Below are 23300 nucleotides of genomic sequence, written 5' to 3' on the forward strand. Positions count from 1 at the left end.
TCAATGACCCTTTCGGACGGCCGGCGCGCGCTTCGGATCGGCGCGCGTGGCTCCCTTCTGGCCGGGCTTTTCGCCGCTTGCCGCCGGATCGGAGGCGCGCGCGAGATCGGCGGCGGCGTCCGGGTGCAGGGCGAGCGGCGTGGTGTATTGCAGCACCAGCACCTGACGCTGGCTGCGCAGATTGGCCACCGGCTGACACAGGATGCGCGCGAACGCCGTATCCGAGACGCGGTCGACCTTGGTAATGCGGGCCACGGGCAGGCCGGCGGGGTAAATGCCGTCCAGACCGCTGGTGGCGATTTCGTCGCCCACTTTGACGTCGGCCGACAGCGGAATAAAGCGCAGGTCGAGCACATCGCCGCGCAGTCCGCCGTAGATCACGCTGTGCACCCCGCTGCGCGTGACCTGCACGGGCACCGCCTGTTCCTTGTCGGTGAGCAGCGTGACCTCGCTTTGCAGCAGGAATACGCGTGAGACCTGGCCGAGCAGGCCCTGTTCCGTGACGACCGGTGCGCCCAGTTTCACGCCGTGTTTCGTGCCGCGATCGATCACCACGCGCTGCGTGAACGGGTCGCGCGTGTCGTATTCGATTTCGGCGGGAATGCTGGGAACGGGCAGACGGTCGCGCAGCGCGAGCATCTGACGCAGATGTTCGTTCTCGGCGACCAGTTGGTTATTGCGCTGGGCCTGTACGGAGAGTTCGAGATTTTGCTCGCGAAGCGCTCGGTTTTCGCCCGTGAGTTGCGATTCGGTCGAAAAGAAGCTCGCCACGCCGAGAATGGCGTCGCGCGGCAAGAGCATCATGCGTTGCACCGGATAAAGCGCGGTGCCGACCACGGCCCGAACCCGTTCCAACGTGTTGTAGTGCGAGTCGACCACGAGCAGGCCGATGGCGAGCGCGACGAAACAGATCAGCCGGGCCAACGCCGACGGTCCCTGTTTGAACAGTGGCGGCGGACTGTACTGCATGGTGGGCCCTTCAGGGAAGCACGCGCAGCGAGCCGCTGCGGTGCGCGAATGGTGTCAGTCGGGCGCGACGGGGCTGCATGACGGCAAGCTCCGTGCGCGTGGTCTTGCTGCGTGTCTGGCCGTGTCTGGCGAGGTGTGGAAGGGATTGCCCCACCGCGCCGGACGACGAACCACGCACGTTGGCTTACTCGTAGGAGAAGATGCTGCCGAGCTTGTCCATGCGCTCGAGTGCCATGCCCGAACCGCGCACCACGCAGGTCAGCGGGTCTTCGGCCACGAGCACCGGCAGGCCGGTTTCTTCTGCGAGCAGGCGATCCAGATCGCGCAGCAGCGCGCCGCCACCGGTGAGCATCATGCCGCGCTCGGCAATGTCGGCGCCCAGTTCCGGCGGCGTTTGTTCCAGTGCAATCTTCACCGACGACACGATCTGGTTGAGCGGATCGGTCAGGGCTTCAAGGATTTCGTTGCTCGAAATGGTAAAGGCGCGCGGAATCCCCTCCGAGAGGTTGCGGCCCTTCACTTCCATTTCCTTGACTTCGGAACCCGGGAAGGCCGAGCCGATTTCCTTCTTGATCGCTTCGGCGGTCTGCTCGCCGATCAGCATGCCGTAGTTGCGGCGGATGTAATTGACGATGGCTTCGTCGAACTTGTCGCCACCGACACGCACCGAACCCTTGTAGACGATACCGCCCAGCGAGATCACGCCCACTTCGGTCGTGCCGCCACCGATGTCGACGACCATCGAGCCGGTGGCTTCCGAGACCGGCAGGCCGGCGCCGATCGCGGCGGCCATCGGCTCTTCAATCAGATACACCTGCGAGGCGCCGGCACCGTGTGCGGCTTCCTTGATGGCGCGGCGCTCCACCTGGGTCGAGCCGCACGGCACGCAGATGATGATGCGCGGCGACGGAGAGAACAGACGCGACTCGTGCGCCATCTTGATGAACTGCTTGATCATCTGTTCCGTCACGGTGAAGTCGGCGATCACGCCATCCTTCATCGGCCGGATGGCCTCGATGTTGCCCGGCACCTTGCCAAGCATCTGCTTGGCTTCCTTGCCAACGGCCTGAATCGTCTTCTTGCCGCTCGGGCCACCTTCCTGACGAATGGCGACTACCGACGGTTCGTCGAGAACGACGCCCTTGCCGCGCATGTAGATGAGGGTGTTGGCCGTGCCCAGGTCAATGGCCAGGTCGTTGGAGAAATAGCTGCGAAGAAAACCGAACATGCAAAATCCTGTGTTTGCGTGAGGCCGTCCCAATGGATGTGACTGGGACGGCTGCCTGTCATCTGGGTTCCGGACTGTTCGCAAAAAAATCGCCAGGCGCCACGCGGCGGCTCGCGAAACGTGCGGACAAACCGAGGAATGCTGTACCGGGCAGGAGGCGGGGCTGCCGTCAAAAATCTGTCGCGTCAGGGTCTTCCAATGGACTGCGCGATCGTCTGTCGCGCCCCCCGGTCCGACCGTGGCCCACCTGCGCGACAGCGGCGAAGGGTGCAAAAACACGCTCCGACGCAAATTTAATGCGCAATGATACCTTATAATTTCGCAGGTTTTGCAGGAAAAACGAGCACGTTGACACCACAATCGACTCCCTCGACATTTGGGTCGGGAGCCTTGTGTCACGGCGTGCCAGCCCTCCTGCGCAGCCCGGTGCACGGAGTAAAACCGCAGACGAGTTCAAGCTCGTCCGCGCATTCTCCGCATTCTGGCCCTAATATCGGCATCATGTATGCATCCGGTTGCTCCCCAATGCGCATTTTTTCGGGATTTCTTCATGGCTTTGAATCTCTCAGACGTCAAACGCATCGCCCATCTCGCGCGTCTCGAGTTGGCCGATGACGAGGCGGCTCATATGGAAAAGGAGCTGAACGGCTTCTTCGCGCTCGTCGAGCAGATGCAGTCGGTCGATACGACCGACGTCGCGCCGCTTGCGCATCCGATCGAGCAAATTCAGGCAGTTGCCCAGCGGCTGCGTACCGACGCCGTGACCGAACTGGTCGACCGCGACGCCAATCAGCGCCCGGCCCCCGCCGTGCAGGACGGCCTCTATCTGGTGCCGAAGGTCATCGAATGAGTCCGGCGCGTTGCGCTGCACCCGGCCTTCCGGCCCGGCCAGTGCCCACGCAACGTGTCGTCACGCGCCGTTGGCGCACCTCATTCCCCCAAGCGCTACACAGCAGCCACCATGGAACAAGATCTGATTCATTTGCAGGATTTGCGCGCCGCGCTCGACGCCAAGCGCGTCTCGAGCGTCGAGCTGACGCAGCACTATCTGGACCGTATCGCCGGCGCCGCCGATCTGAACGCATTCGTGCATGTCGACGCCGAAGCGAGTCTCGCGCAGGCGCGCGCGGCCGATGCCCGCATCGCGGCCGGCGATGGCGCGAACCAGCCCCTATTGGGCATTCCCGTCGCGCACAAGGACGTCTTCGTCACGCGTCACTGGCGCAGCACGGCCGGCTCGCGCATGCTCGAGAACTACGTGAGCCCCTACGACGCCGCCGTGGTCGAGCGTCTGGCAGACGCCGGGATGGTCACGCTCGGCAAGACCAACATGGACGAGTTCGCGATGGGCTCGTCGAACGAGAACTCGTTTTACGGCCCCGTGAAGAACCCGTGGGACAAGCGTGCTGTGCCCGGCGGTTCGTCGGGGGGCTCGGCCGCCGCCGTGGCCGCGCGTCTCGCGCCGGTCGCGACCGGCACCGACACTGGCGGCTCGATTCGTCAGCCGGCCGCCTTCTGCGGCGTGACGGGTATCAAGCCGACATACGGTCGCGTCTCGCGCTACGGCATGATCGCGTTTGCCTCGTCGCTCGATCAGGGCGGCCCGTTCGGTCACAGCGCGGCGGATTGCGCGTGGATGCTAAACGGCATGGCGGGCTTCGACGCACGCGACTCGACCAGCCTCGAGCGCGCCGACGAAGACTTTGCACGGGGTCTGGGCAAGCCGCTCGACGGCGCCACGGCAGACAAGCCGCTCGCAGGTCTGCGTATCGGTCTGCCGGCCGAGTACTTCGGTGACGGTCTCGACGCCGACGTGCGCGAAGCCGTCGACAACGCGTTGCGCGAGTTCGAGAACCTCGGCGCCGTGCGCGTGCCAGTGTCGCTGCCGAAGACGGAACTCTCGATTCCGGTGTACTACGTGTTGGCGCCGGCGGAAGCCTCGTCGAACCTGTCGCGTTTCGACGGTGTGCGCTACGGCCACCGCGCCGCGGAATATCGCGACCTGCTCGACATGTACAAGAAGTCGCGTGCCGAAGGCTTCGGCACCGAGGTCAAGCGCCGCATTCTCGTGGGCGCATACGTGCTCTCGCATGGTTACTACGACGCCTACTATCTGCAGGCGCAGAAGATTCGCCGCCTGATCGCGCAGGACTTCCAGAACGCGTTCTCGCAGTGCGACGTGATCATGGGCCCGGTCGCGCCGTCGGTCGCGTGGAACCTCGGCGAGAAGAGCGCCGACCCGGTACAGATGTATCTGGCCGATATCTACACGCTGTCGGTCAGCCTCGCCGGTCTGCCGGGCATGAGCTTGCCGGTCGGTCCGGGCCGCGATGCGCGTCCGGTCGGCTTGCAACTGATCGGCAACTACTTCGACGAAGCCCGCCTGCTGCAAGTGGCCGACGCGTTCCAGCGCGCGACCGACTGGCACAAGCGCGCACCGTCGGGCGTCTGATCATGAGCCGCTCGCGCGTGGTGACGTCTCTCGCTTCGGCCGGCTCGCGCACCGCTGCATTGGCCCTGGCTTCCAAGGGGCTGATGCTCGCCGGTATGGTGCTGACGCTCGCGTCGTGCACCTTGCCGTTCGGGCGACCGACACCGATCGCATACCGCGAAATCAATCTGTCGGGCTATTGCTCGCAGACGGATGAAGACGGTTTTCGCGAACAGGCAACGCTCAAGGTGTCGGCCAACCAGGTGCAGTCGCTCGACTGGCGTCTGTGGGTCGGCAAGCGTGGGAGCTGCCACTTCAATCTGGCGGACTTCCACCAGACGCAGTGGCGCCCGAGCATCGAGCTGCGCGCGAACAGCGGTAGCTGCAAGCTGCTCATCTGGCAGGACCCGGGCAACGTGACCATCGGGCATGCGAACTGCGAGGCGTATTGCACGCCGGGCATCTACGAAAACGCATGGCCGGTGAGCTTCGATCCGCGGTCGGGGATTTGCGCCGCGGGGACTCGCCGGTAAGTGCTGGTAAGTGCTGGTAAGTGCTGGTCGGTGCCGGTCGGTGCCGATCGGCGCAGGTCAATCCGGGCGAACAGGAACAGGCCGGAGCGTCACCGTCGCGGTGACGACCGGCGGCAAGGGCAAGGCGAGTACGCCATGCCGACAAGTTGAGACAGGGTGAACCTTATGCAATGGGAAGTCGTTATTGGTCTGGAGACGCACGCACAGCTCTCCACCGCTTCCAAGATTTTCTCGGGCGCATCGACGCAGTTCGGTGCGGCTCCCAACACGCAGGCCTGTCCCGTGGACCTGGCGCTGCCGGGCGTGTTGCCCGTGCTCAATCGCGGCGCCGTCGAGCGCGCGATCGAATTCGGTCTGGCCATCGGGGCGACGATTGCGCCGCGCAGCATTTTCGCGCGCAAGAATTACTTCTACCCCGATCTGCCCAAGGGCTACCAGATCAGCCAGTACGAAATTCCGGTGGTGCAGGGCGGCACGCTGAAGATTCAGGTCGAGGCGGATGCCCGCACCGGCCGTGAGGCGTATGAGAAGGTCGTCACGCTCACGCGCGCCCACCTCGAAGAAGACGCAGGCAAGTCGCTGCACGAAGACTTCGCCGGCATGACCGGCATCGACCTGAACCGGGCCGGCACGCCGTTGCTCGAAATCGTGACCGAGCCCGACATGCGCAGCGCGGCCGAAGCCGTGGCTTATGCGAAGGCATTGCACGGGCTGGTGGTGTGGCTGGGTATTTGCGACGGCAACATGCAGGAAGGGTCGTTCCGTTGCGACGCCAACGTGTCCGTGCGTCCGGTCGGCCAGAAGGAATTCGGCACGCGTGCCGAGATCAAGAACCTGAACTCGTTCCGCTTCCTCGAAGAGGCGATTCAGTACGAAGTGCGTCGTCAGATCGAGCTGATCGAAGACGGTGGCACGGTGGTGCAGGAAACGCGCCTGTACGATCCGGACAAGAAGGAAACGCGTTCGATGCGCAGCAAGGAAGACGCGCACGATTACCGCTACTTCCCGGACCCGGATCTGATGCCGCTCGTGATCGACAGCGAGTGGGTCGAACGTGTGCGCGCGGCGTTGCCCGAACTGCCCGCGGGCATGCAGGCGCGCTTTGTCGAGTCATACGGCCTGTCGGACTACGACGCCGCCGTGCTGACCCAATCCAAAGCACAGGCCGCGTACTTCGAAGCCGTGGTCGAGAAGGCGGGCAAGGCCAATGCCAAGCCGGCCGCCAACTGGATCATGGGCGAACTGTCGTCGCTGCTGAATCGTGAGGACATCGGCATCGCCGACAGCCCGGTGTCGAGCGCTCAGCTCGCAGGCCTGTTGGCGCGTATCGCCGATAACACGATCTCCAACAAGATCGCGAAGGAAGTCTTCCAGTTGATGTGGGAAGAACGCGCCACCGATGACGGCGCGGCAGATCGCATCATCGAAGCGAAGGGGCTGAAGCAGATCACCGACACGGGCGCGATCGAGAAGATCATCGACGAAGTGCTGGCCGCCAATGCCAAGTCCGTCGAGGAGTTCCGCGCGGGTAAGGAGAAGGCGTTCAACGCCCTGGTCGGACAGGCGATGAAGGCCACCAAGGGCAAGGCCAACCCGGCGCAGGTCAACGAGTTGCTCAAGAAGAAGCTCGGTGCCTGACGAGAGGTGAGGCTGCCGCGTTCGTCGCGGCGGCCCCGAAGCATCAAGCAAAAAGCGCGGCAGCCGGTTCGGTGCCGCGCTTTTTGTTCGTCCGCGCCTTTGCCATGCGTGTCGCGTCACGTCTCGCGGCACGCCCGGCGCCGTCTTATCACGCCGGACGATTCGCTTATGCCACGCTTTTTTTGCCCTCTCCGCAAATTGCGCGATACTGCCGGATCGGCTGTCACAAGGAGTTGGCGATGTTCGAGAAATACCGCGTACCGCTCGGCAAGAAGCTCGACCTGTCGGACTACGATCCGGCCGACAAGCCGTTTTCCGGCGACAACAAGGACGACGACAAGGCGCGCATGGCCGAACTGGCGCTCAAGCTCGACGAGTTGCAGACCATTCTGCACGCCAACAGCCAGCATCGTGTCCTGCTCGTATTGCAGGGCATGGACACCAGCGGCAAGGACGGCACCATTCGCGCGGTGTTCCAGAACGTCGATCCGCTCGGTATCCGCGTGGCGAATTTCAAGTCTCCCACGCCCATCGAACTAGCTCACGATTTCCTGTGGCGCGTGCATCGGGTGGTGCCGGGGGCGGGCGAACTGGTGATCTTCAATCGCAGCCATTACGAAGACGTGCTCATCACGCGCGTGCACGACTGGATCGATGCCGACGAGTGCAAGCGCCGCTATACCCACATCAACAACTTCGAACGCCTGCTCGCGGATAACAACACGCGCATCATCAAGTGCTTCCTGCATATCTCGGCGGAGGAGCAGCGCAAGCGGCTTCAGGAGCGTATCGACGATCCGAACAAACACTGGAAATTCGAGCTGAACGACCTCAAGGAACGCAGCTTCTGGCCGCAATACACCAAGGCCTATGAGGCCGCGTTGCCGGCCACCTCGACGGAAGATGCGCCGTGGTATATCGTGCCTTCCGATTCAAAACGCCACCGTAATCTGATGGTGGCAGAGTTGCTGGTGCAGGCGCTGACCGATCTGAAGCTGTCCTATCCGCCCGCGAGGCCCGAACTGACGGGCATGAAGGTGGAATGATGCGGTGCCGCATGGCCAACGAAGACAAACAGGCATGACGTGAACGGCTGTGGGGATCCACGGCCGTTTTGATAGAAAAAACAGGCGCGGCCGGGCGAACGGGGGTTTGCCGGGCAATGGGCGTCGCATGGGGAAACGGGGAAGAAGATGAGTGACGAGAACGCCCGCCGGCAAACGCCGGAGGACGCTGCCGAGCGCGGGCATCAGACGGCCATCCACGGTAGCGCAGGCGGTACATCGCGAGGCACGGCGCGCTCGCGCCGCTGGATCACCGGCGTACTGGCCGTGGTGGTGATTGCTGGGGCCGGCGCATGGCTGCGCTCACGCGGCGCGGAGAAGCCCGCCAAGGCGGCGCTTGCCCCTTCGGTGACGGCCGCCACCGTCGAAGTGCGTGATGTGCCAGTGCGGCTCATCGCCAACGGCACGGTCACGGCGCGTCAGACCATCGAAGTGCGTCCGCAGATTTCCAGCACCATCCGACAGGTCCACATCAAGGAAGGCGATTTCGTCAAAGCGGGGCAGTTGTTGTTCTCGCTCGACGCGCGCATGGACGAAGCCAACCTCAAGAAAGTGCAGGCGCAACTGGCCAAGGACGAAGCCGATCTCGCCAACGCCCGCCGCACGCTCGCCCGCACGAAGCAACTGATCGCCGAGCATTTCGTCTCGCAAAGCGCCCTCGATACTGCGCAGAGCAGCGTCGACAGTCTGACGGCGCAAGTCGCCGCCGACCGGGCAGCGATCTCGGCCAGTCAGGTCGCGGTCGACTACAACCAGATTCGCGCCGGCATCGACGGCCGTACCGGGGCGATCAACGTTCACCCGGGCAGTCTCGTCACGCCGGGCGGGGCGGCGCTCGTGAGCATCACGCAGCTCGATCCGATCGATATCAGCTTCACGTTGCCGGAAGGTGCGCTGGCCGAGTTGCAGGCTGCACGCGCCGGCGGCCCGGTCGCTGTAACGGCCACGCTTGGCACCACCGGCGTGACGGCTACCGGGCAACTCAGCTTCATCGACAACGCCGTGGATTCGCAAACGGGCACGATTCGCCTGAAGGCCGCCTACGACAATCGCGATGCGAAGCTGTGGCCCGGCATGTATCTGAACATCGCGGTGATCGGCCGCGTGCTCAAGCAGGCCAGCGTGGTGCCGCCGCAGGCGGTGCAGACCGGCCCCGACGGCAAGTTCGTCTATGTCATCGGCGCCGACGGCCGGGTGAGCGCGAAGCCCGTGAAGGTCGGTTACGTGGAAGCGAAGCTGGCGGTCGTCGAGGGGGTGCCCGCAGGCGCGCGCGTGGTGCAGGAAGGCGCGGAAAATCTGCGTCCGGGCAACGCGGTGACGATTGTGGCGTCGCGTGACGGCGCCGCCGGGAAAGCGCCATGAACCTGTCCGAACTCTGTATCCGCCGGCCGGTCATGACGATCCTGCTGTGCGTCGCGGCGGTCGTCGCAGGCTTGATCGCCTACGGCCAGATTCCGATTTCCGCGCTGCCCAGCTACAACTCGCCGGTCATTCAGGTCACCGCGACCTTGCCGGGGGCGAGTCCGGAGACGATGGCCGCGTCCGTGGCCGCGCCGATGGAAAAGCAGTTCTCGACGATTGCCGGTGTGGCGGTCATCAGCTCGACCAATACGCAGGGCACCACGTCGATCATCATCGAATTCGACAGCGATCGGGATATCGATGCGGCTGCCGTCGACGTGCAGGCGGCGTTGTTCCGCGCGCAGCGCAAGCTGCCGGTGGAGATGACGACGCCGCCGTCATACCGCAAGGTGAATCCGGCCGACGCGCCGATTCTGTTTCTCGCGATGAACTCGCCGTCGATGTCGCTGGCCGAACTCGACGACTACGCGGAAAACCTCGTCTCTCCCACGCTTTCCACGCTGCCCGGCGTGGCGCAGGTGCTGATCTTCGGGCAGAAGCGTTTCGCCGTGCGCGTGAAGGCGCGTCCCGACGCGCTCGCCGCGCGCAAGCTCACGCTCGACGACGTGGCGCGTGCCCTGGCTTCGGCCAATGCCAACAGCCCGGTCGGCACGCTCGACGGCAATCGCCAGACGCTGACCATCGAGGCGAATCGCCAGATGACCAAGGCCGACCAGTTCGCGAGCCTGATCATCGCGAGCGTGAACGGCAACCCGGTGTATCTGCGCGATGTGGCCGACGTGCAGGACAGCGTCGAATCCGTGAAGACCGGCAGTTGGGTCAATGGCGAGCGCTCGATCGTGCTCGCGGTGCTGCGTCAGCCCAATGCGAATACGGTAGCCACCGTCGATCAGGTCAAGGCGGCGCTGCCGCGTCTCGCGGAGCAGATGCCGCAGTCGATTCAGGTCAAGCTGCTCAACGATCGCTCGGTGTCGATTCGCGAGTCCATCGACGACGTGCAGTTCACGCTTGGCCTGACGGTGATTCTCGTCACGCTGGTGATCTTCCTGTTCCTGCGCCGTCTGGCTGCCACGTTGATTCCGGTGATGTCGCTGCCGGTGTCGCTGATCGGCACCGTCGCGCTCATGAAGGGGATGGGCTATTCCATCGACAACATCTCGCTGCTGGGCATCACGCTCGCCGTGGGGCTGGTCGTGGACGACGCCATCGTGATGCTCGAGAACATCGTACGTCATATCGAGAACGGCGTACCGCCATTGCGTGCGGCGCTGGTGGGGTCGCGAGAAATGGGCTTCACGATTCTGTCGATCTCGATTTCGCTGGTGGCGGTGTTCATCCCGATCTTCTTCATGCCGGGGGTGATCGGGTTGATGTTCCACGAATTCGCCGTGGTGGTGTCGCTCGCCATTCTGGTGTCGGCGGCCGTGTCGCTCACTTTGATACCGATGTTGTGCAGCCGCTATCTCAGGCACGAGCAGGACGAAGGGCTGGGGCTGCGCGCCACGCAGTGGTTCGAAGACGGCTTCGTTTGGGTGCAGAACGGTTATGTGCGCAGCGTGGATTGGTGTCTCGCGCATCGCCGGTGGGTGATGGGAGCGGCGGCGGCCACGTTTGTCGCCACGGGCGTGTTGTTTGCCACGATTCCGAAGGGCTTCTTCCCGAGTGAAGACATCGGGCAGGTGCAGGTCACGGCCGAAGGTGCGCAGGACATTTCGTTCACGGCGATGTCGGCGCTGCTGCGTCAGGCGGGCGACATCATCCGTGCGAACCCGGCGGTGAAAACGGTGATCGTGTCGGCCAACGACAGCAATCAGGGCCGTATGTTCATCAACCTGAAGCCGCATGGCGAGCGTGCGCACATGAGCGAGGTGCTCGAAGGGCTGCGGCGCGACGTCAAGCAGGTGCCGGGGCTCAACGTCTACTTCAATCCGGTGCAGAACCTGCAACTGGGCGGCAAGCAGAGCAAGAGCCGCTATCAGTACGTGATGCAGAGCGTGAAGCCGGGCGAAATGCAGTTGTGGTCCGACCGGCTGATGAACCTCATGCGTGCCGACCCGATCTTCCGGGATGTGACGACCGATGCGCAGATGAAGGGCCTGCAAGCGCAGCTCACCATCGATCGCGACAAGGCAAATACGCTGGGTGTGGCCATTGGCGACATTCGAAGCGCGTTGTACAGCGCGTTCGGCGAGCGTCAGGTCTCGACGATCTACACGCCGAGCGACAGCTATCAGGTCATCCTTCAGGCTGACGATAACGACCGTCGCGACGAAGGCGCATTCGACAAGATCTATGTGCGCGGCAAGGGCGGTGCGTTGGTGCCGCTCTCGGCGGTCGCCACGGTCGAGCGCAAGATGGGACCGGTGTCGGTGAACCATCAGGGTCAGTTGCAGGCGGTCACGCTGTCGTTCAATCTGGCGCCGGGCGCGGCGCTGGGCGACGCGTCGCAGAAGATCGTCGGCTTCCAGCAGCAACTGGGCTTCCCGCCGAGCATCATCACGAGTTGGGGCGGCGATGCGGCCGCGTTCCAGAAGTCGCAGTCCAGCCAGATCGTGCTGCTGGTCGGCGCGCTGCTCGTGATCTATGTGCTGCTTGGCGTGCTGTACGAGAGCTACATCCATCCGATCACGATTCTCGCGGGCTTGCCGTCGGCGGCCGTCGGGGCGCTGATTACCCTGCGCTTGTTCGGTATGGACCTGTCGCTGATCGCGGTGATCGGTGTCCTGATGCTCATCGGTATCGTGAAGAAGAACGCGATCATGATGATCGACTTCGCACTCGACGCGCAGCGCAACGGCGGCATGACACCCCTTGAGGCGATTCGTCAGGCATGTGCGTTGCGCTTCCGTCCGATCATGATGACGACGCTCGCGGCACTCATGGGCGCGTTGCCGATTGCGCTGGGGCTCGGTGCGGGCGCGGAACTGCGTCAGCCGCTCGGTCTGGCCGTGGTCGGTGGCTTGCTGTTCTCGCAGGTCATCACGCTCTACATCACGCCGGTGATCTATCTCTATCTCGATCGCTTCGCAGGCAAGGGGCCACTGGTACTGCCCGGCGACAAGGCAGCGAACGACGCCCCCGAGTCGGACCATAGCGGCGCGAGCGGGCATGGCTCGGCCCGCATCGAAGGTCCTCATGCAGGCACGGCGCACTGACGCGCTGATGTTCTGATACCGAAGGCAGGCAGAGCAAAAGCCTCTGCTTGCGCCACCTGCCTTCGGGGTATCACGCGGCCATCCAACCCGCGTAGGCAAGGCATGCAACGTGCCTTGTGAAATCACTGATTAGCGCCGTTGGCACACGACGTTGTGAATACTCTCGCTGCGGTTGGGGTAATTCCGACGCTGGCAAATCTCGGCATGACGTCACCGATTCCCGGTGATCCGCGTACACCCTCGTTCGGCACATCATTTCCGGCACATCACGACGCTATGACGATGTGCATCGACTTATCGGAATCGATGCGCGAATGGGCGGTTTCTTGTCCTGTGCAATTGTCAATTTGCGAAAAGTCGGGTTAGCACGCGACAACGGGGTGTTGGGGGTTCAGGCATAAATCGCCCCTGTCGCGGCTTAGGGGAGACATCGCTTCGCCGCGCCATCTTTCCAAACGAATTGCTCAGGATGAGGGATATGAACATGCAAGTGAACGGGGGCGCACTCGTGCAGATGAAAAGCAAAATGGTCAGCCGCTTGAACAAGCGCCGTCAGCGCGGTGTGACGCTGGTGGAGCTGTCGGTGGCCGTGGCCGTGATGGGCCTGATCATGGCCGGTGCGATGGTCGGCGTGCCGCGACTGATGAATTCGGTGCGTGTGAATCAGGAAATCAAGGACTGGCAGATGGCGGTGGTGTCGGTGCAAAACGCCGTGATGTCGGGGCAATTGAATGCCACAACCACGATGGTAAGCGTGCACGATCTGGGCATTTTCGGCTCGATGCAGCGCATCGGGACGACCAACAATTACCTCAATCGATTTGGCGGAACCGTCACGCCAGAGGTGATTACCAGCGGTGGGGGAAATTTGCCGACGTTCGGACTGAAGATCCAGTCCAAAGATCTGCCAAGCGAGCAATGTCAGCGGCTCTTCACCTCGATGCATCCGAGCTTTGCCACGATCAAGGTGAACAACACCGAATTAAAGACCATGACGACCTCTTTCGCCATGAATGATCTGGCGACGGCATGCCGTTCCTCAGCGAAGGTAGGCGATACCGACGGCCAGAACGATGTGACCAAGGCGGATGTCGAGTTCACCATCGGCGGCGCCTGATCCCGTGATCGAACCCCATCCGGCAATTCAGCATTGAATTCGACGTGAGGAAAAGATGCGCATCAAAAGGATGCTAACTGTCGCGGTGGCGTCGACGGTAGGGTCGAGTCCGGTCTTCGCTCTGGAGCGAGTGCAAGCCGAACTCCGGTCGGCCGACATCGAGATCGCCTTCGCCAGCCATAAGCCGCTGATGGCCGGCGGCGCAGCGGCAGCGGCGACACCGTCGCCTGCGCTCGCGAGTGCGCTGGCGCCGCTGCCATCGGTCGACGTGTCGTCGGATGTGGCGCATGCGCCAGCGTCGTTGTCCCAGGCGGCGGCGTCGGCGGAGCCGGTCGCGCCGGTCGAAGTCCGCGAACTTCTCGAGCTGTTCATGTCGCCTGGCGACGGCCGCGTTTCCGTCGCTCTTCAGCGGTATCTGGAGGCGCATGGCTGGCAGCTCGCGTGGGAAATCGAACGCGACTTCCCTATCGACTATCCGGCTACGTTCACAGGGGACTTTCTCGGCATCGTCGAGCAAATCGTCGTCTCCCTGCAGAACACCGATGCGCCCATTCGCGTGAAAGTCTACGAGGCCAACCGCGTGCTGCGCGTCGTTCACGCCACACAATAACGAGCGCTGCGCATCCCCCCGGGCGCGGCCACCATCACGGAAGCGGTAATCCATGAGAAAGCGACTTGGCGTGTTGTGCGCCACAACGTTTCTGACGGCGTGCGGCACGCCAGGCATGCTCACCCAGACCGACGCGAACGTTTCGCAGGCGCGCACGGAGGGGCAAGCGGCGTTCGAGACCTATTCGGCAGCGCCGATTCGCGCCATCGAGCATGTGGAGGGGGCATGGCTCGCGAAGCGCTCCGTTCCCATCAACGCCTCGATCGCACTTCCCGATTTCTTCAAACGCAATGTGCGCTTCGCCACGGGCGCACCGCTGCCGATCTCGATCGTGCTCGCACAGGTAGCACGCGGCAACGGCCTGACCATCCGCATGGCCTCCGACGTGTCGTGTGTGGCCGGTGGCGGCGCTGGAGGCGGCGGCAACCGTGGCGCCAATCGCGCAGGCGGCCCCGCCAACCTCTTTCAACTGAACTGCTCCGATACGGGCGAGCCGACGGTGCCGCTGCAATACTCGGGCACGCTCTCCGGACTGCTCGACACCATCGCGCATCGGACCGGCACGCACTGGAGTTATCGCGACGGTGTGGTGCATTTCGCACGCTATGTCACGCGCACGTTCCAGATCAAGATGATGCCCGGCAGTTCGTCGTACTCGGCATCGGTGGGCAAGGCCTCGCAGATGAAGGCGAATCGCGGTGCGGCCGGTGGGAGTGGTCCGGGCAACTCGGCTGGCGGTGTCGATCTGAGCTTCAATGCCGACGCCAACGTCAGCGTGGAATCTGAACTCGATTACTGGTCGGACCTCGTGCGCACGGTGTCGGACATGCTCTCCGAAGGGGGGCGTGTGACGCCGTCCGTCGTGACGAGTTCGCTCGTCGTGAGCGATACGGCCGACGTCATAGAGCGCGTGGCGAGCTACATCGACGCCGAAAACGCCGTGCTGGGCCGTCAGGTCAAACTGCGTGTGCAGGTGTACTCGGTAGCCCTCGAAGAGAATTCTGCCGCTGGCGTCGACTGGGATCTGGTGTATCAGGCGGCCAGCGGCATTACGCTGGGTCTGGCCGGTCCCGCGGCGGGGGGCACGCTGATGTCGCGCAAGGGCGGACTTCAGCTCAACAAGATCGACAGCGGCAGATTCCGCGGGTCCGGCGCGTTCCTCCGCGCACTCAGCCAGCAGGGGCGCGTGAGTACGGTGATCGACACCACGGTCGTCACGCTGAACAATCAACCGGCGCCGGTCGCCGTCACCCAGAATCAGGGCTTCGTCGCGCAAACGAAGATGACGCCCGGCAACTATGGCGGGCAGGCGGTCGTGACGGCCGAGCAGTCGGTGCTGACGACGGGCTTCGTCATGAACTTGCTGCCCACGCTGATGGACAACCGTAGCGTGATGTTGCAGGTACAGATCGATATGTCCGACCTGAAGAAACTCGACAAGATCAATCTGCGCACGGGGAAGGAAGCGCCAAGCGGCACGAACCCGGACACCGGCAGCGGTTCGGATGCGAGTGCGGAAATCGGTTCCGATGGTGTGAAGATCGACGTGGGCGGCAAGAAGGACGAACGATCGGGTACCGATGACGGACTCGGCGTGGGGACATTCATGCAGTTGCCGATTACGGCGTCGATCCAGACCATGCAACGCGCGTCGCTCAAGTCGGGCGATACGCTGGTGCTCAGCGGCTTCCGCCGCCGCGACGATTCGACCGATCGCGATGGCATCTTCAATTACCAGGGCGGCACCAAGGAGGCGCGCCAGCAGGTCAAGGAAGTCGTCATTCTGATTTCGCCGGAACTGACCGAGGGCGTGTGACATGACGCGCATATTGTCTAACCAGCTCGTCGTCGGTGCGCAGTGGGAGACATTGATCGGCTTGCAGAAGGAGCCTACGGAGATCCGTGGACTCGCCCGGAGTCGCGACGCCTCGCACTACGCGGTGGCCGACGACGGTGCCGGCACACGCACGGCGGGACTGTTCTCGCTGGATCTTTCGGTCAACGTGCAGAGCGGACTCGAGTGGTATGCGTTGGGCGCGGTTCTTGGGGAGATGATCGACGCGCCGAACGTGGCGTTCGTGCATCCCGATCCCGACGACGCGTCTGCCATGGTCCTCGTCACGTTGCGCGATCGGCGTCCGGAGCTGGATCTGATCGTGCCTACCTCGGAACTCGGCACCCGGCTGGAGCAATGGGCCGCAGAGATCGAGAGCGGCATCAAGATTGTGGGCGTTGCCCCCTTGAATGGCAGCGGCGTCGATTTGACACTCACGCTCGACGACATTGCGGCGCAGGTGCGCAAGGAGCCCCCGCGCGACGCGCGTTTACTGGCTGTGCGCAAGCCGTTACCGGCACGGAAACTCAAGCTTGCCGCCATCTCGCTCGCCGCGCTCTCGCTGCTCTCGATGGCTGGCTGGTGGGGATGGAGTTGGTACGAGGCACAGCAACAGGCCAAGCTCGCCGCAGCCAATCGGGTCGACCCGGTGGACGCCTATCGCAGCGCGCTTGCCCGTGCCATTGCCGCGGAGCCTTTTTCGGCAGGCGCGTCGTATGCCCGGCGCGTGCAATACGCGGTGCAATCGTTGCCCGCGAGTGCTGGCGGATGGCGTCCGGCGTCCATCGAGTGCCGGGGCGATCGTTGTGAAATCCAGTGGCGTCGTCAAGAGGGCGGCACGTTCGATTTGCTCCTCTCGCAGCGGCCCAACGCGCAGATTGTCGATCTCGATAACGCGCGCGAGATCATGACACCTGCGGATACCCTTCCCCCTGTCTCGGCGCCGGCCCGAGCCATGCCCGTTGCGACGGACGCGGAAGGACTCGCGGACAACGAAGACGAAGTCGACGATGGCGACGCCCGCGTGACGCCCGTGCCACGCACGCAGTTCCTGCGCACGGCGGGCGCGCGTCTGCAATCGCTCGGCGACTACGGCATGGACATCTCGCTGTCGATGCCCCAGCCGCTCGTTCAGGCGCCGCAGGCCGTCACCACACGTAGCGATGTGCCGCCGCCGATTGCCAAGGGGGAATGGAAGATGGCCGGTCATCTGGCGTTCGTCGATTCGGTAGCGGGTCTGATGATGCGCGCCGGCAACATGTCGTTGCACGAGTTGACGATCGTGATCGACGACACCAAACCCGTCTTCTCTGCTCGAGGAACCTACTATGTCCATTAAGCTCCGCCGCACGGCATGGATGACGACGGCCGTGGTGGCGTCGTCGTTGATGCCCCACATGCCTGTGAATGCCGCAGAAACGATCGACGCGTTTGCCCGTGCCCACCTCAAGTCGTCGCAGGAGACACTGACGGCCGACGGCACGGCGTCGTCGTCCGCCACGATCAGTGCGGCGCCCGACGTGCTGCCGGAACTGATGTTCATTCACGGCGTTGACGACACCACGGTGGCTTATCTCCGGGTCGATGGCCGCTTTGGCTACAGCGTGAGCGACGGTGACCGCTTCGGTGACTGGCGAGTGGTGAAGATCGGCAGCGATTTCGTGGACGTGACGCGAGGCGGCAGGTCGCAGCGATTGCTCCTGCCCAATGCGATGGGGGCGTCCTCATTGGGCGATGCACAGGCGAGTCGCGCGAGACTCGGTTCATCGGGGCGACGCAATGGCGAAGATTTCTGAGCGTTTCCAGGCGGCGCTCTCGCGCGTCAATGCGCGTGGCGGGACCGTGGCGCGGCCCATTGGCGAGCTTCGCGTCGACGACATTCAGATGCAGGGCTGGCGACAGGATCTCGGCATCACATTGGCCGGGGCGGAGAACGGGTCACTCGTGCTCGTTGCACCGAAGCCCCGGCTCTTTCTGGTTCTGCTGGAGCACACGACGTTCGTGCGCATGCAGGGCTCCGATCTGTTGTCGCGTTTCGAGCAGGCCGTGCGTGCAACACATCGGCTGGATCTCGAAGGGATTTACGTCGGTACGACCGAAGAGATCCTGCTCATGCAGTCGCGTCTGCAACAGCAGAACGACGCCGGCGCCCGGACCGAAGAGCAACGCACCGGGGCCTATCGAAACTTCGATCTGATCATCGAGCGTGCCATCGACGCGAAGGCGTCCGACGTTCACTTCGAGTTTCGCGAAGGACAGCACGTGCGCGTGCGCATGCGCATTCACGGCAAGCTGCGCGTGACCAGCGAAACCGATCGTCTCTCGCGCGACTATCACGCCATGCTCGATGCCGTGTCGGCGGCGTATAACTCGCGCGCCGACCCCAGCAGCCGAAGCCACAACCACTTCGACGAGGATCAGCACCAGAGTTGCTCGATCCCGCTGAATCTGCGCAATCGCAAGTATCAGCTTCGCTTGCAGAGTATCCGCGAGAATCGCGGCGTCGATGTGGTGATACGACTGCTTGTCAACGAAGCGATGGACGACGACGTGCTGTCGCTCTCCGAGCTCGGTTACTCCGACGATCAGATCGAAGTGCTCGAGAACGCGGTATATCGCAGTCCGGGACTGACGATCATCGCGGGGGAGACCGGGTCGGGCAAGTCGACGACCCTGCGCACGATGATGCGATACGAGCGCGACTCCGGTAAGAAATTCTTTTCCATCGAAGATCCGGTCGAGTACATCCAGCCGCATGTGACGCAGATTCCGATTCAGCGGCGAGCCGAAGACGGCCACGGCGAATCGGCGTTCGGCGCGGCGGCGAAGGTGCTGCTGCGTGGCGATCCGGACAAGCTCATGCCCGGCGAAATCCGCGACATCGAGACCGGCTCGTTCGCCAAGTCGATGACGGAGACGGGGCATCAGGTGTTGTCCACGGTGCACGCGTCGAGCGCGTTCGGCATCATCCCGCGATTGATCAGCGATGAGATCGGCATGCCGGTCTCGGCCGTGACGTCCCCCAACTTTCTGACCGCCATGGTCTATCAGAAGCTCATTCCGGTGCTGTGCGAGCACTGCAAACTGCCGGCCGTGGGGCATCTCGACGAGGCGACATTGTGCGTGATCGCGGGCCTTGGCATCGACACCGCGCGGGTGCGTGTCGCGGGGCCCGGCTGCGATCACTGCAAGGGGCGAGGCACGGCCGGGCAGACGGTCGTGGCAGAGGTCTGCGAACTGTGCGACGAATTGCTCGACCTGCTGCGTCAGTCGAAATTCTGGGAGGCACAGCGCTATTGGCGCGCGCAACACGACGGCGATCTGACGAGTCCGGTCATGTGCGGCAAGTCGGCCATGGAGCACGCGATCTACAAGATGGCGCTCGGCCTCATCGATCCGGGCGACATCGAGGCGGCGTTCCACAAGCTCAAGAAATTCGAGACGTGGAAGGGCGGCGCTACGGCGCCTCAACCTCCGCGTCGTTTGGCGAGCGTGTAAGTTGCGCCGCGCCATTCGTCTTGCCATTTATCTGAAACGCAGCGCTACTGCCTATGCTCGAAGCCGCCAATCGTCTGCTTGCCAAGCTGTCTCCCGCGCGTGATCCGTATCCGGGGCTGAATCGGGCGAAGCGTCACTTTCGCAAGATGCGCGCGAAGTTCTACAGCGACTTCGCCGACGCCATCGAAGACGGCGCCAATCCGTTCGAACTCTTCTCTCGCCGGTACGCCCGGGCGAAGGAGCGGCGCAATCCGATGGCGCCGCTCTATGCCATATGGCGTGATCGCGCCAGCTCGAAGAATCTGCGCAAGTCGTGGGAAGGCACTATTCCGGACGAAGACCTGATCGTGATTTCGGCGGGTGAGAAGGGGGATTTGCCCGGCGCGCTGCGATTTCTGGCGCGCGTGGTGACGTTGCAGCAGCAGACACGTGCGGCAATCGCGGGGGCTGTGGTGCTGCCGATCTTCATGTCGGTGTTGCTCGCTGCAATTCAACTCGGTGTGGCCTACGGCATGATGCCGATCATGATCGAAATCATGCCGCCGGATCAATTTCCGCTGGTGGGCGCGGGGCTGTATATCGTGTCGGGTTTCGTGGCGAACTGGTGGCCGCTTCTCTACGGCGTGCCTCTCCTGATCGTGGTGGCGGTGTCGCTCTCGCTCAGTCGATGGACAGGGCCGCTAAGGCGACGCGTGGACAATTTCGGCCCCTATGCCGTGTATCGCGACGTGCGCGCCGGCGAGTTCCTCGTGTCGCTTGCCGCGCTCACCGGCGCGAAGACATCGGTGTTCGATTCCATTTCACTGTTGCTCGCGGGGGCCTCGCCGTGGATGCGTTCCCACTTGCTGCGCATGCGCGCTTCGCTCAAGAGCGAACGCAGCATGGTCAAGGCGATGGATACCGGCATCTTCAACGAAGAGGTCTTCGATCGTCTGGTCGAATACTCGGGGCGTTCCAACTTCGACGCGGGCATTCGCAAAATCGGCCTGATGACCATTGAGGAAGTCGCGGAACGCATCAAGATGCGCTCCGCCGCGCTTCGCTCCGTGCTGATGGCGCTCGTCGGTCTGACGATCATCTTCACGGTGGCCGGCATGTTGCAGATCGGACACGCAGCAGGCGAATACGCGGAGTCGATGTTCTGACGATGACGTCGCTCCCCGATTTTCTCTCGCATGAATTCCGAGCGCTGCCGCGCGAAGCCATTGCCGCTGCGATGGCGATGCTAGGGCTGTTCGTAGGAAGCTTTTTGAACGTGGTCGTGCACCGCTTGCCGCGAATGCTGGAGATGCAATGGGCGCGAGAGAGTGCCGAGTGGGCGGGGCAAGTCCCGCCTGTCGCCCCCGCTTTCCATCTGGCTTGGCCGCCGTCGCATTGCCCGCGCTGCGAAACGCGCATCGCAGCGCGTCATAATTTTCCGGTACTCAGCTATCTCTTTCTGCGTGGCCGTTGCGCGCATTGCCGCGCGGGGATTTCACCGCGTTATCCGCTCGTCGAACTGAGCGTCGGGGTCATGTTCGCGTGTGTGGCATGGCACTTCGCGCCGTCGATGCAATACTTCGCGATGCTGGCATGGTGCGGCTTCGGTGCCACGCTGCTGGCGCTCACGCTGATCGATAGCGACACGCGACTGCTGCCCGACGCGCTGACATTGCCGTTGCTATGGGCCGGCTTGCTGTGCAGCGTGGCAGGGCTGACGTTATCCCTCGATGACGCCGTGCTCGGTGCGGTCCTGGGTTATGGCGTCATGGGGATGATCGCCTACGCCTATCGCCTGCTGACGGGGGCGGACGGACTCGGCGGTGGCGATGCCAAGCTCGTTGCCGCGTGTGGCGCGTGGCTCGGCTGGATCGGCGTGCCGCTGATGCTGGCGTTCGGCGCGGTGGCGGCGACACTCGCCTTCGCTGTGCTGGGACTGTGGCGCGGCCGCGCATTGCGCGAGCCGCTGCCGTTCGGTCCGTGGCTGAATCTGGGAGCGGTGGCGAGTCTGTTGTGGGGCGAGCCGTTCCTAAATCTGTGGCTGCGCGCCGGCTAACGTCTCCGATTCCTCTGCATGCGCTACCCGCACGGGCGCCCCGATGTTCTGTGCGTGCGCCGAAGCACATCGCAGCATCAGATCCGCGGCTTTCTCCCCGATCATCATCGACGGTGCGTTGGTGTTGCCACCGATGAGCGTCGGCATGATCGATGCATCGACCACGCGCAGTCCTTCCACGCCTCGCACCCTCAATTCCGTATCGACGACCGACGCCGCGTCGCTGCCCATGCGGCAGGTACCGACCGGGTGATAGATAGTGTCCGCGCGGGCTCGGATCAGCGCGGTGAGCGCCTCGTCCGACTCGATACCGCGGCTGTGCAATTCGCGTCCGCCAAATTGCGCGAGCGACGGCGCCGCGAGAATTCGCCGGATGACGCGCGCCCCGCGCAGCAAGGTGTCGACATCCTCCTGCGCTTGCAGAAATGCCGGGTCGATGTGCGGTGCATCGCGCATGTCGGTGGAGGCGAGCGTCACACGCCCACGGCTCTTGGGACGCAGCACGCATGCGTGCAACGACAAGCCGCGCCGCCAATGCAGCCGGCGATTGTGGTTGTCGCAAATGCCGACGAGAAAATGCATCTGCAGGTCGGGACGCGCGAGCGCGGGATCGCTCTTGAGAAACCCCCCCGCCTCGGCGATGTTGCTGGCGAACAGGCCGCGCTTGTCGCGCAGATAATTCAGCCCTTGCCTGAGCAGATGCCACAATCCGGCCGGCGTATAGCCGACGAGATCGGGATGCGCGACATACTTGTTGATGATGAAGTCGATGTGATCCTGCAGATTTTCACCGACACCCGGTGCATCGACGCGCACCTCCAGACCCTGCGAGCGCAGATGCTCGGCTGGGCCGATGCCCGAGCACATCAGCAACTGCGGCGAATTGAACGCCCCGGCACTCAACACCACCTCTGCCCGTGCGCGAATCGTCTCCAGCGCGCCGTGCCGTTGCAGTTTGACGCCGGTGGCGCGCTTGCCGTCGAAGAGGACTCGTTGCACGACGGCGTCGGTGATGACATGCAGATTGGCTCGCGATCTCCCATGCAGATAGGCGCGTGCAGCATTCCATCGCTCGCCGTCTTTCTGCGTCACCTGGTAGATGCCCGCGCCTTCGTACTGAGGACCGTTGAAGTCATCGCTGACGGGAAATCCCGCTTCGCGCGCCGCGTCGACGTAGTGTTGCGAGAACGGATTGACCGTGCGCAGATCGGAGACGTTGAGCGGACCGCCGGTGCCGTGCCACGCGTCGCCGCCGCGCTCGTTGTTTTCGTTTCGGCGGAAGTACGGCAGTACGTCGTCCCACCCCCAGCCGGTACAGCCGGCTTGCGCCCAGTCGTTGTAATCGTCTGGATGACCGCGCGTATAGATCATCGCGTTGATCGAACTCGAGCCGCCGAGGCCGCGGCCGCGTGGCTGATAGCCTTGACGTCCCGCAAGTCCTGCCTGCGGTGTCGTGCGATAGCCATAGTTGCGGCGCGAGCGGAACGGCACGAGCGCCGCAATGCCCAGAGGTAATCGCACAAGAAAGCTGGTGTCGGGCGGGCCGGCTTCGATGAGCGCGATCGTGCGATCCGGTGCGCCGTCGGCCAATCGCGCAGCCAGCGCGCAACCGGCAGAGCCGCCGCCGACAATGACGTAGTCATAGTCCATGCTGTCATCCTCCCTTGGATGGGCACTTCGTCTCAACTGCGTTTGCTTTGATTTCTTGTTCGCCGCTTTTGATTATGGTTTTGCGCGTGATGTCTTGTGCCGCACTGCGCGGTTTGCCCCTCGAATTTGCCCCCTCGCAGCGGCACTCATTGTAGGCAGACCTGGTGTGTGCCGGG

The 23300-nt window shown here is 63.6% G+C and carries 18 protein-coding genes; 15 read left to right on the forward strand and 3 right to left on the reverse strand.

Features of this window, described 5'->3' with window-relative positions:
• Positions 1-969, reverse strand: a complete 969-nt coding sequence (gene mreC / locus PI93_RS00955) for a rod shape-determining protein MreC (protein ID WP_039370310.1) — start codon at positions 967-969, stop codon at positions 1-3.
• 184 nt (positions 970-1153) lie between these two features.
• Complete coding sequence (locus PI93_RS00960; protein WP_010805637.1) at positions 1154-2197, reverse strand: rod shape-determining protein; 1044 nt, start codon at positions 2195-2197, stop codon at positions 1154-1156.
• Positions 2198-2747: 550 nt separating this feature from the next.
• On the opposite strand from PI93_RS00960, the gene gatC reads away from it, so the two are divergent.
• From gatC to PI93_RS01035, 15 genes are all read left to right on the forward strand, one after another.
• Entirely contained in the window at positions 2748-3047 is a 300-nt protein-coding gene (gene gatC / locus PI93_RS00965) for an Asp-tRNA(Asn)/Glu-tRNA(Gln) amidotransferase subunit GatC (protein WP_039370313.1), read from the forward strand.
• A gap of 111 nt (positions 3048-3158) precedes the next feature.
• A complete protein-coding gene (gene gatA, locus PI93_RS00970) occupies positions 3159-4649 on the forward strand; it encodes an Asp-tRNA(Asn)/Glu-tRNA(Gln) amidotransferase subunit GatA (protein ID WP_144400313.1) in 1491 nt (496 codons plus the stop codon).
• A gap of 83 nt (positions 4650-4732) precedes the next feature.
• The gene (locus tag PI93_RS00975) at positions 4733-5161 is read left to right on the forward strand and encodes a hypothetical protein (protein ID WP_080759197.1); all 429 of its coding nucleotides are present in this window, start codon (positions 4733-4735) and stop codon (positions 5159-5161) included.
• A 165-nt stretch (positions 5162-5326) separates the two neighbouring features.
• On the forward strand, positions 5327-6799 hold the full coding sequence (gene gatB / locus PI93_RS00980; RefSeq protein ID WP_191623400.1) for an Asp-tRNA(Asn)/Glu-tRNA(Gln) amidotransferase subunit GatB: 1473 nt from the start codon (positions 5327-5329) through the stop codon (positions 6797-6799).
• Positions 6800-7038: 239 nt separating this feature from the next.
• Positions 7039-7845, forward strand: a complete 807-nt coding sequence (locus tag PI93_RS00985) for a polyphosphate kinase 2 family protein (RefSeq protein ID WP_039370317.1) — start codon at positions 7039-7041, stop codon at positions 7843-7845.
• Between the two features lie 147 nt (positions 7846-7992).
• The gene (locus PI93_RS00990) at positions 7993-9225 is read left to right on the forward strand and encodes an efflux RND transporter periplasmic adaptor subunit (protein WP_080759176.1); all 1233 of its coding nucleotides are present in this window, start codon (positions 7993-7995) and stop codon (positions 9223-9225) included.
• Positions 9222-12380 carry an efflux RND transporter permease subunit gene (locus PI93_RS00995; protein WP_080759177.1) on the forward strand — a complete coding sequence of 1053 codons (3159 nt, stop codon included), beginning with the start codon at positions 9222-9224 and terminating at the stop codon, positions 12378-12380. The genes PI93_RS00990 and PI93_RS00995 overlap by 4 nt, the downstream gene beginning before the upstream one ends.
• A 478-nt stretch (positions 12381-12858) precedes the next feature.
• On the forward strand, positions 12859-13497 hold the full coding sequence (locus tag PI93_RS01000) for a type II secretion system protein (RefSeq protein WP_039370319.1): 639 nt from the start codon (positions 12859-12861) through the stop codon (positions 13495-13497).
• A gap of 70 nt (positions 13498-13567) precedes the next feature.
• Positions 13568-14107, forward strand: coding sequence for a toxin co-regulated pilus biosynthesis Q family protein (locus PI93_RS01005; protein WP_052240656.1), 540 nt, complete (start codon positions 13568-13570; stop codon positions 14105-14107).
• A gap of 52 nt (positions 14108-14159) precedes the next feature.
• Positions 14160-15923, forward strand: coding sequence for a secretin N-terminal domain-containing protein (locus PI93_RS01010; RefSeq protein WP_080759180.1), 1764 nt, complete (start codon positions 14160-14162; stop codon positions 15921-15923).
• Between the two features lies 1 nt (position 15924).
• Positions 15925-17280 carry a type 4b pilus protein PilO2 gene (gene pilO2, locus PI93_RS01015; RefSeq protein ID WP_039370324.1) on the forward strand — a complete coding sequence of 452 codons (1356 nt, stop codon included), beginning with the start codon at positions 15925-15927 and terminating at the stop codon, positions 17278-17280.
• Entirely contained in the window at positions 17270-17737 is a 468-nt protein-coding gene (locus PI93_RS01020) for a hypothetical protein (RefSeq protein WP_039370327.1), read from the forward strand. The genes pilO2 and PI93_RS01020 overlap by 11 nt, the downstream gene beginning before the upstream one ends.
• Positions 17721-19439 (forward strand): GspE/PulE family protein, encoded by a 1719-nt coding sequence (locus PI93_RS01025; protein ID WP_039370329.1) that lies wholly within the window; start codon positions 17721-17723, stop codon positions 19437-19439. Before PI93_RS01020 ends, PI93_RS01025 begins: the two co-directional genes overlap by 17 nt.
• 53 nt (positions 19440-19492) lie before the next feature.
• Entirely contained in the window at positions 19493-20584 is a 1092-nt protein-coding gene (locus tag PI93_RS01030; RefSeq protein WP_039370332.1) for a type II secretion system F family protein, read from the forward strand.
• Positions 20585-20586: 2 nt separating this feature from the next.
• A complete protein-coding gene (locus tag PI93_RS01035; RefSeq protein WP_201278419.1) occupies positions 20587-21474 on the forward strand; it encodes a prepilin peptidase in 888 nt (295 codons plus the stop codon).
• On the opposite strand, the gene PI93_RS01040 is transcribed toward PI93_RS01035, so the two are convergent.
• Positions 21448-23124 carry a GMC family oxidoreductase gene (locus tag PI93_RS01040; RefSeq protein ID WP_039370335.1) on the reverse strand — a complete coding sequence of 559 codons (1677 nt, stop codon included), beginning with the start codon at positions 23122-23124 and terminating at the stop codon, positions 21448-21450. The genes PI93_RS01035 and PI93_RS01040 overlap by 27 nt on opposite strands.
• Positions 23125-23300: the final 176 nt, after the last annotated feature.

Source organism: Pandoraea fibrosis (genome assembly GCF_000807775.2).
Taxonomy (GTDB): Bacteria; Pseudomonadota; Gammaproteobacteria; order Burkholderiales; family Burkholderiaceae; genus Pandoraea; species Pandoraea fibrosis.

Coding starts and splice junctions, on each gene's coding strand:
- mreC (WP_039370310.1), bottom strand. CDS start 969: ATGCAGTACAGTCCGCCGCCACTGTTCAAACAGGGACCGTCGGCGTTG.
- PI93_RS00960 (WP_010805637.1), bottom strand. CDS start 2,197: ATGTTCGGTTTTCTTCGCAGCTATTTCTCCAACGACCTGGCCATTGAC.
- gatC (WP_039370313.1), top strand. CDS start 2,748: ATGGCTTTGAATCTCTCAGACGTCAAACGCATCGCCCATCTCGCGCGT.
- gatA (WP_144400313.1), top strand. CDS start 3,159: ATGGAACAAGATCTGATTCATTTGCAGGATTTGCGCGCCGCGCTCGAC.
- PI93_RS00975 (WP_080759197.1), top strand. CDS start 4,733: ATGCTCGCCGGTATGGTGCTGACGCTCGCGTCGTGCACCTTGCCGTTC.
- gatB (WP_191623400.1), top strand. CDS start 5,327: ATGCAATGGGAAGTCGTTATTGGTCTGGAGACGCACGCACAGCTCTCC.
- PI93_RS00985 (WP_039370317.1), top strand. CDS start 7,039: ATGTTCGAGAAATACCGCGTACCGCTCGGCAAGAAGCTCGACCTGTCG.
- PI93_RS00990 (WP_080759176.1), top strand. CDS start 7,993: ATGAGTGACGAGAACGCCCGCCGGCAAACGCCGGAGGACGCTGCCGAG.
- PI93_RS00995 (WP_080759177.1), top strand. CDS start 9,222: ATGAACCTGTCCGAACTCTGTATCCGCCGGCCGGTCATGACGATCCTG.
- PI93_RS01000 (WP_039370319.1), top strand. CDS start 12,859: ATGAACATGCAAGTGAACGGGGGCGCACTCGTGCAGATGAAAAGCAAA.
- PI93_RS01005 (WP_052240656.1), top strand. CDS start 13,568: ATGCTAACTGTCGCGGTGGCGTCGACGGTAGGGTCGAGTCCGGTCTTC.
- PI93_RS01010 (WP_080759180.1), top strand. CDS start 14,160: ATGAGAAAGCGACTTGGCGTGTTGTGCGCCACAACGTTTCTGACGGCG.
- pilO2 (WP_039370324.1), top strand. CDS start 15,925: ATGACGCGCATATTGTCTAACCAGCTCGTCGTCGGTGCGCAGTGGGAG.
- PI93_RS01020 (WP_039370327.1), top strand. CDS start 17,270: ATGTCCATTAAGCTCCGCCGCACGGCATGGATGACGACGGCCGTGGTG.
- PI93_RS01025 (WP_039370329.1), top strand. CDS start 17,721: ATGGCGAAGATTTCTGAGCGTTTCCAGGCGGCGCTCTCGCGCGTCAAT.
- PI93_RS01030 (WP_039370332.1), top strand. CDS start 19,493: ATGCTCGAAGCCGCCAATCGTCTGCTTGCCAAGCTGTCTCCCGCGCGT.
- PI93_RS01035 (WP_201278419.1), top strand. CDS start 20,587: ATGACGTCGCTCCCCGATTTTCTCTCGCATGAATTCCGAGCGCTGCCG.
- PI93_RS01040 (WP_039370335.1), bottom strand. CDS start 23,124: ATGGACTATGACTACGTCATTGTCGGCGGCGGCTCTGCCGGTTGCGCG.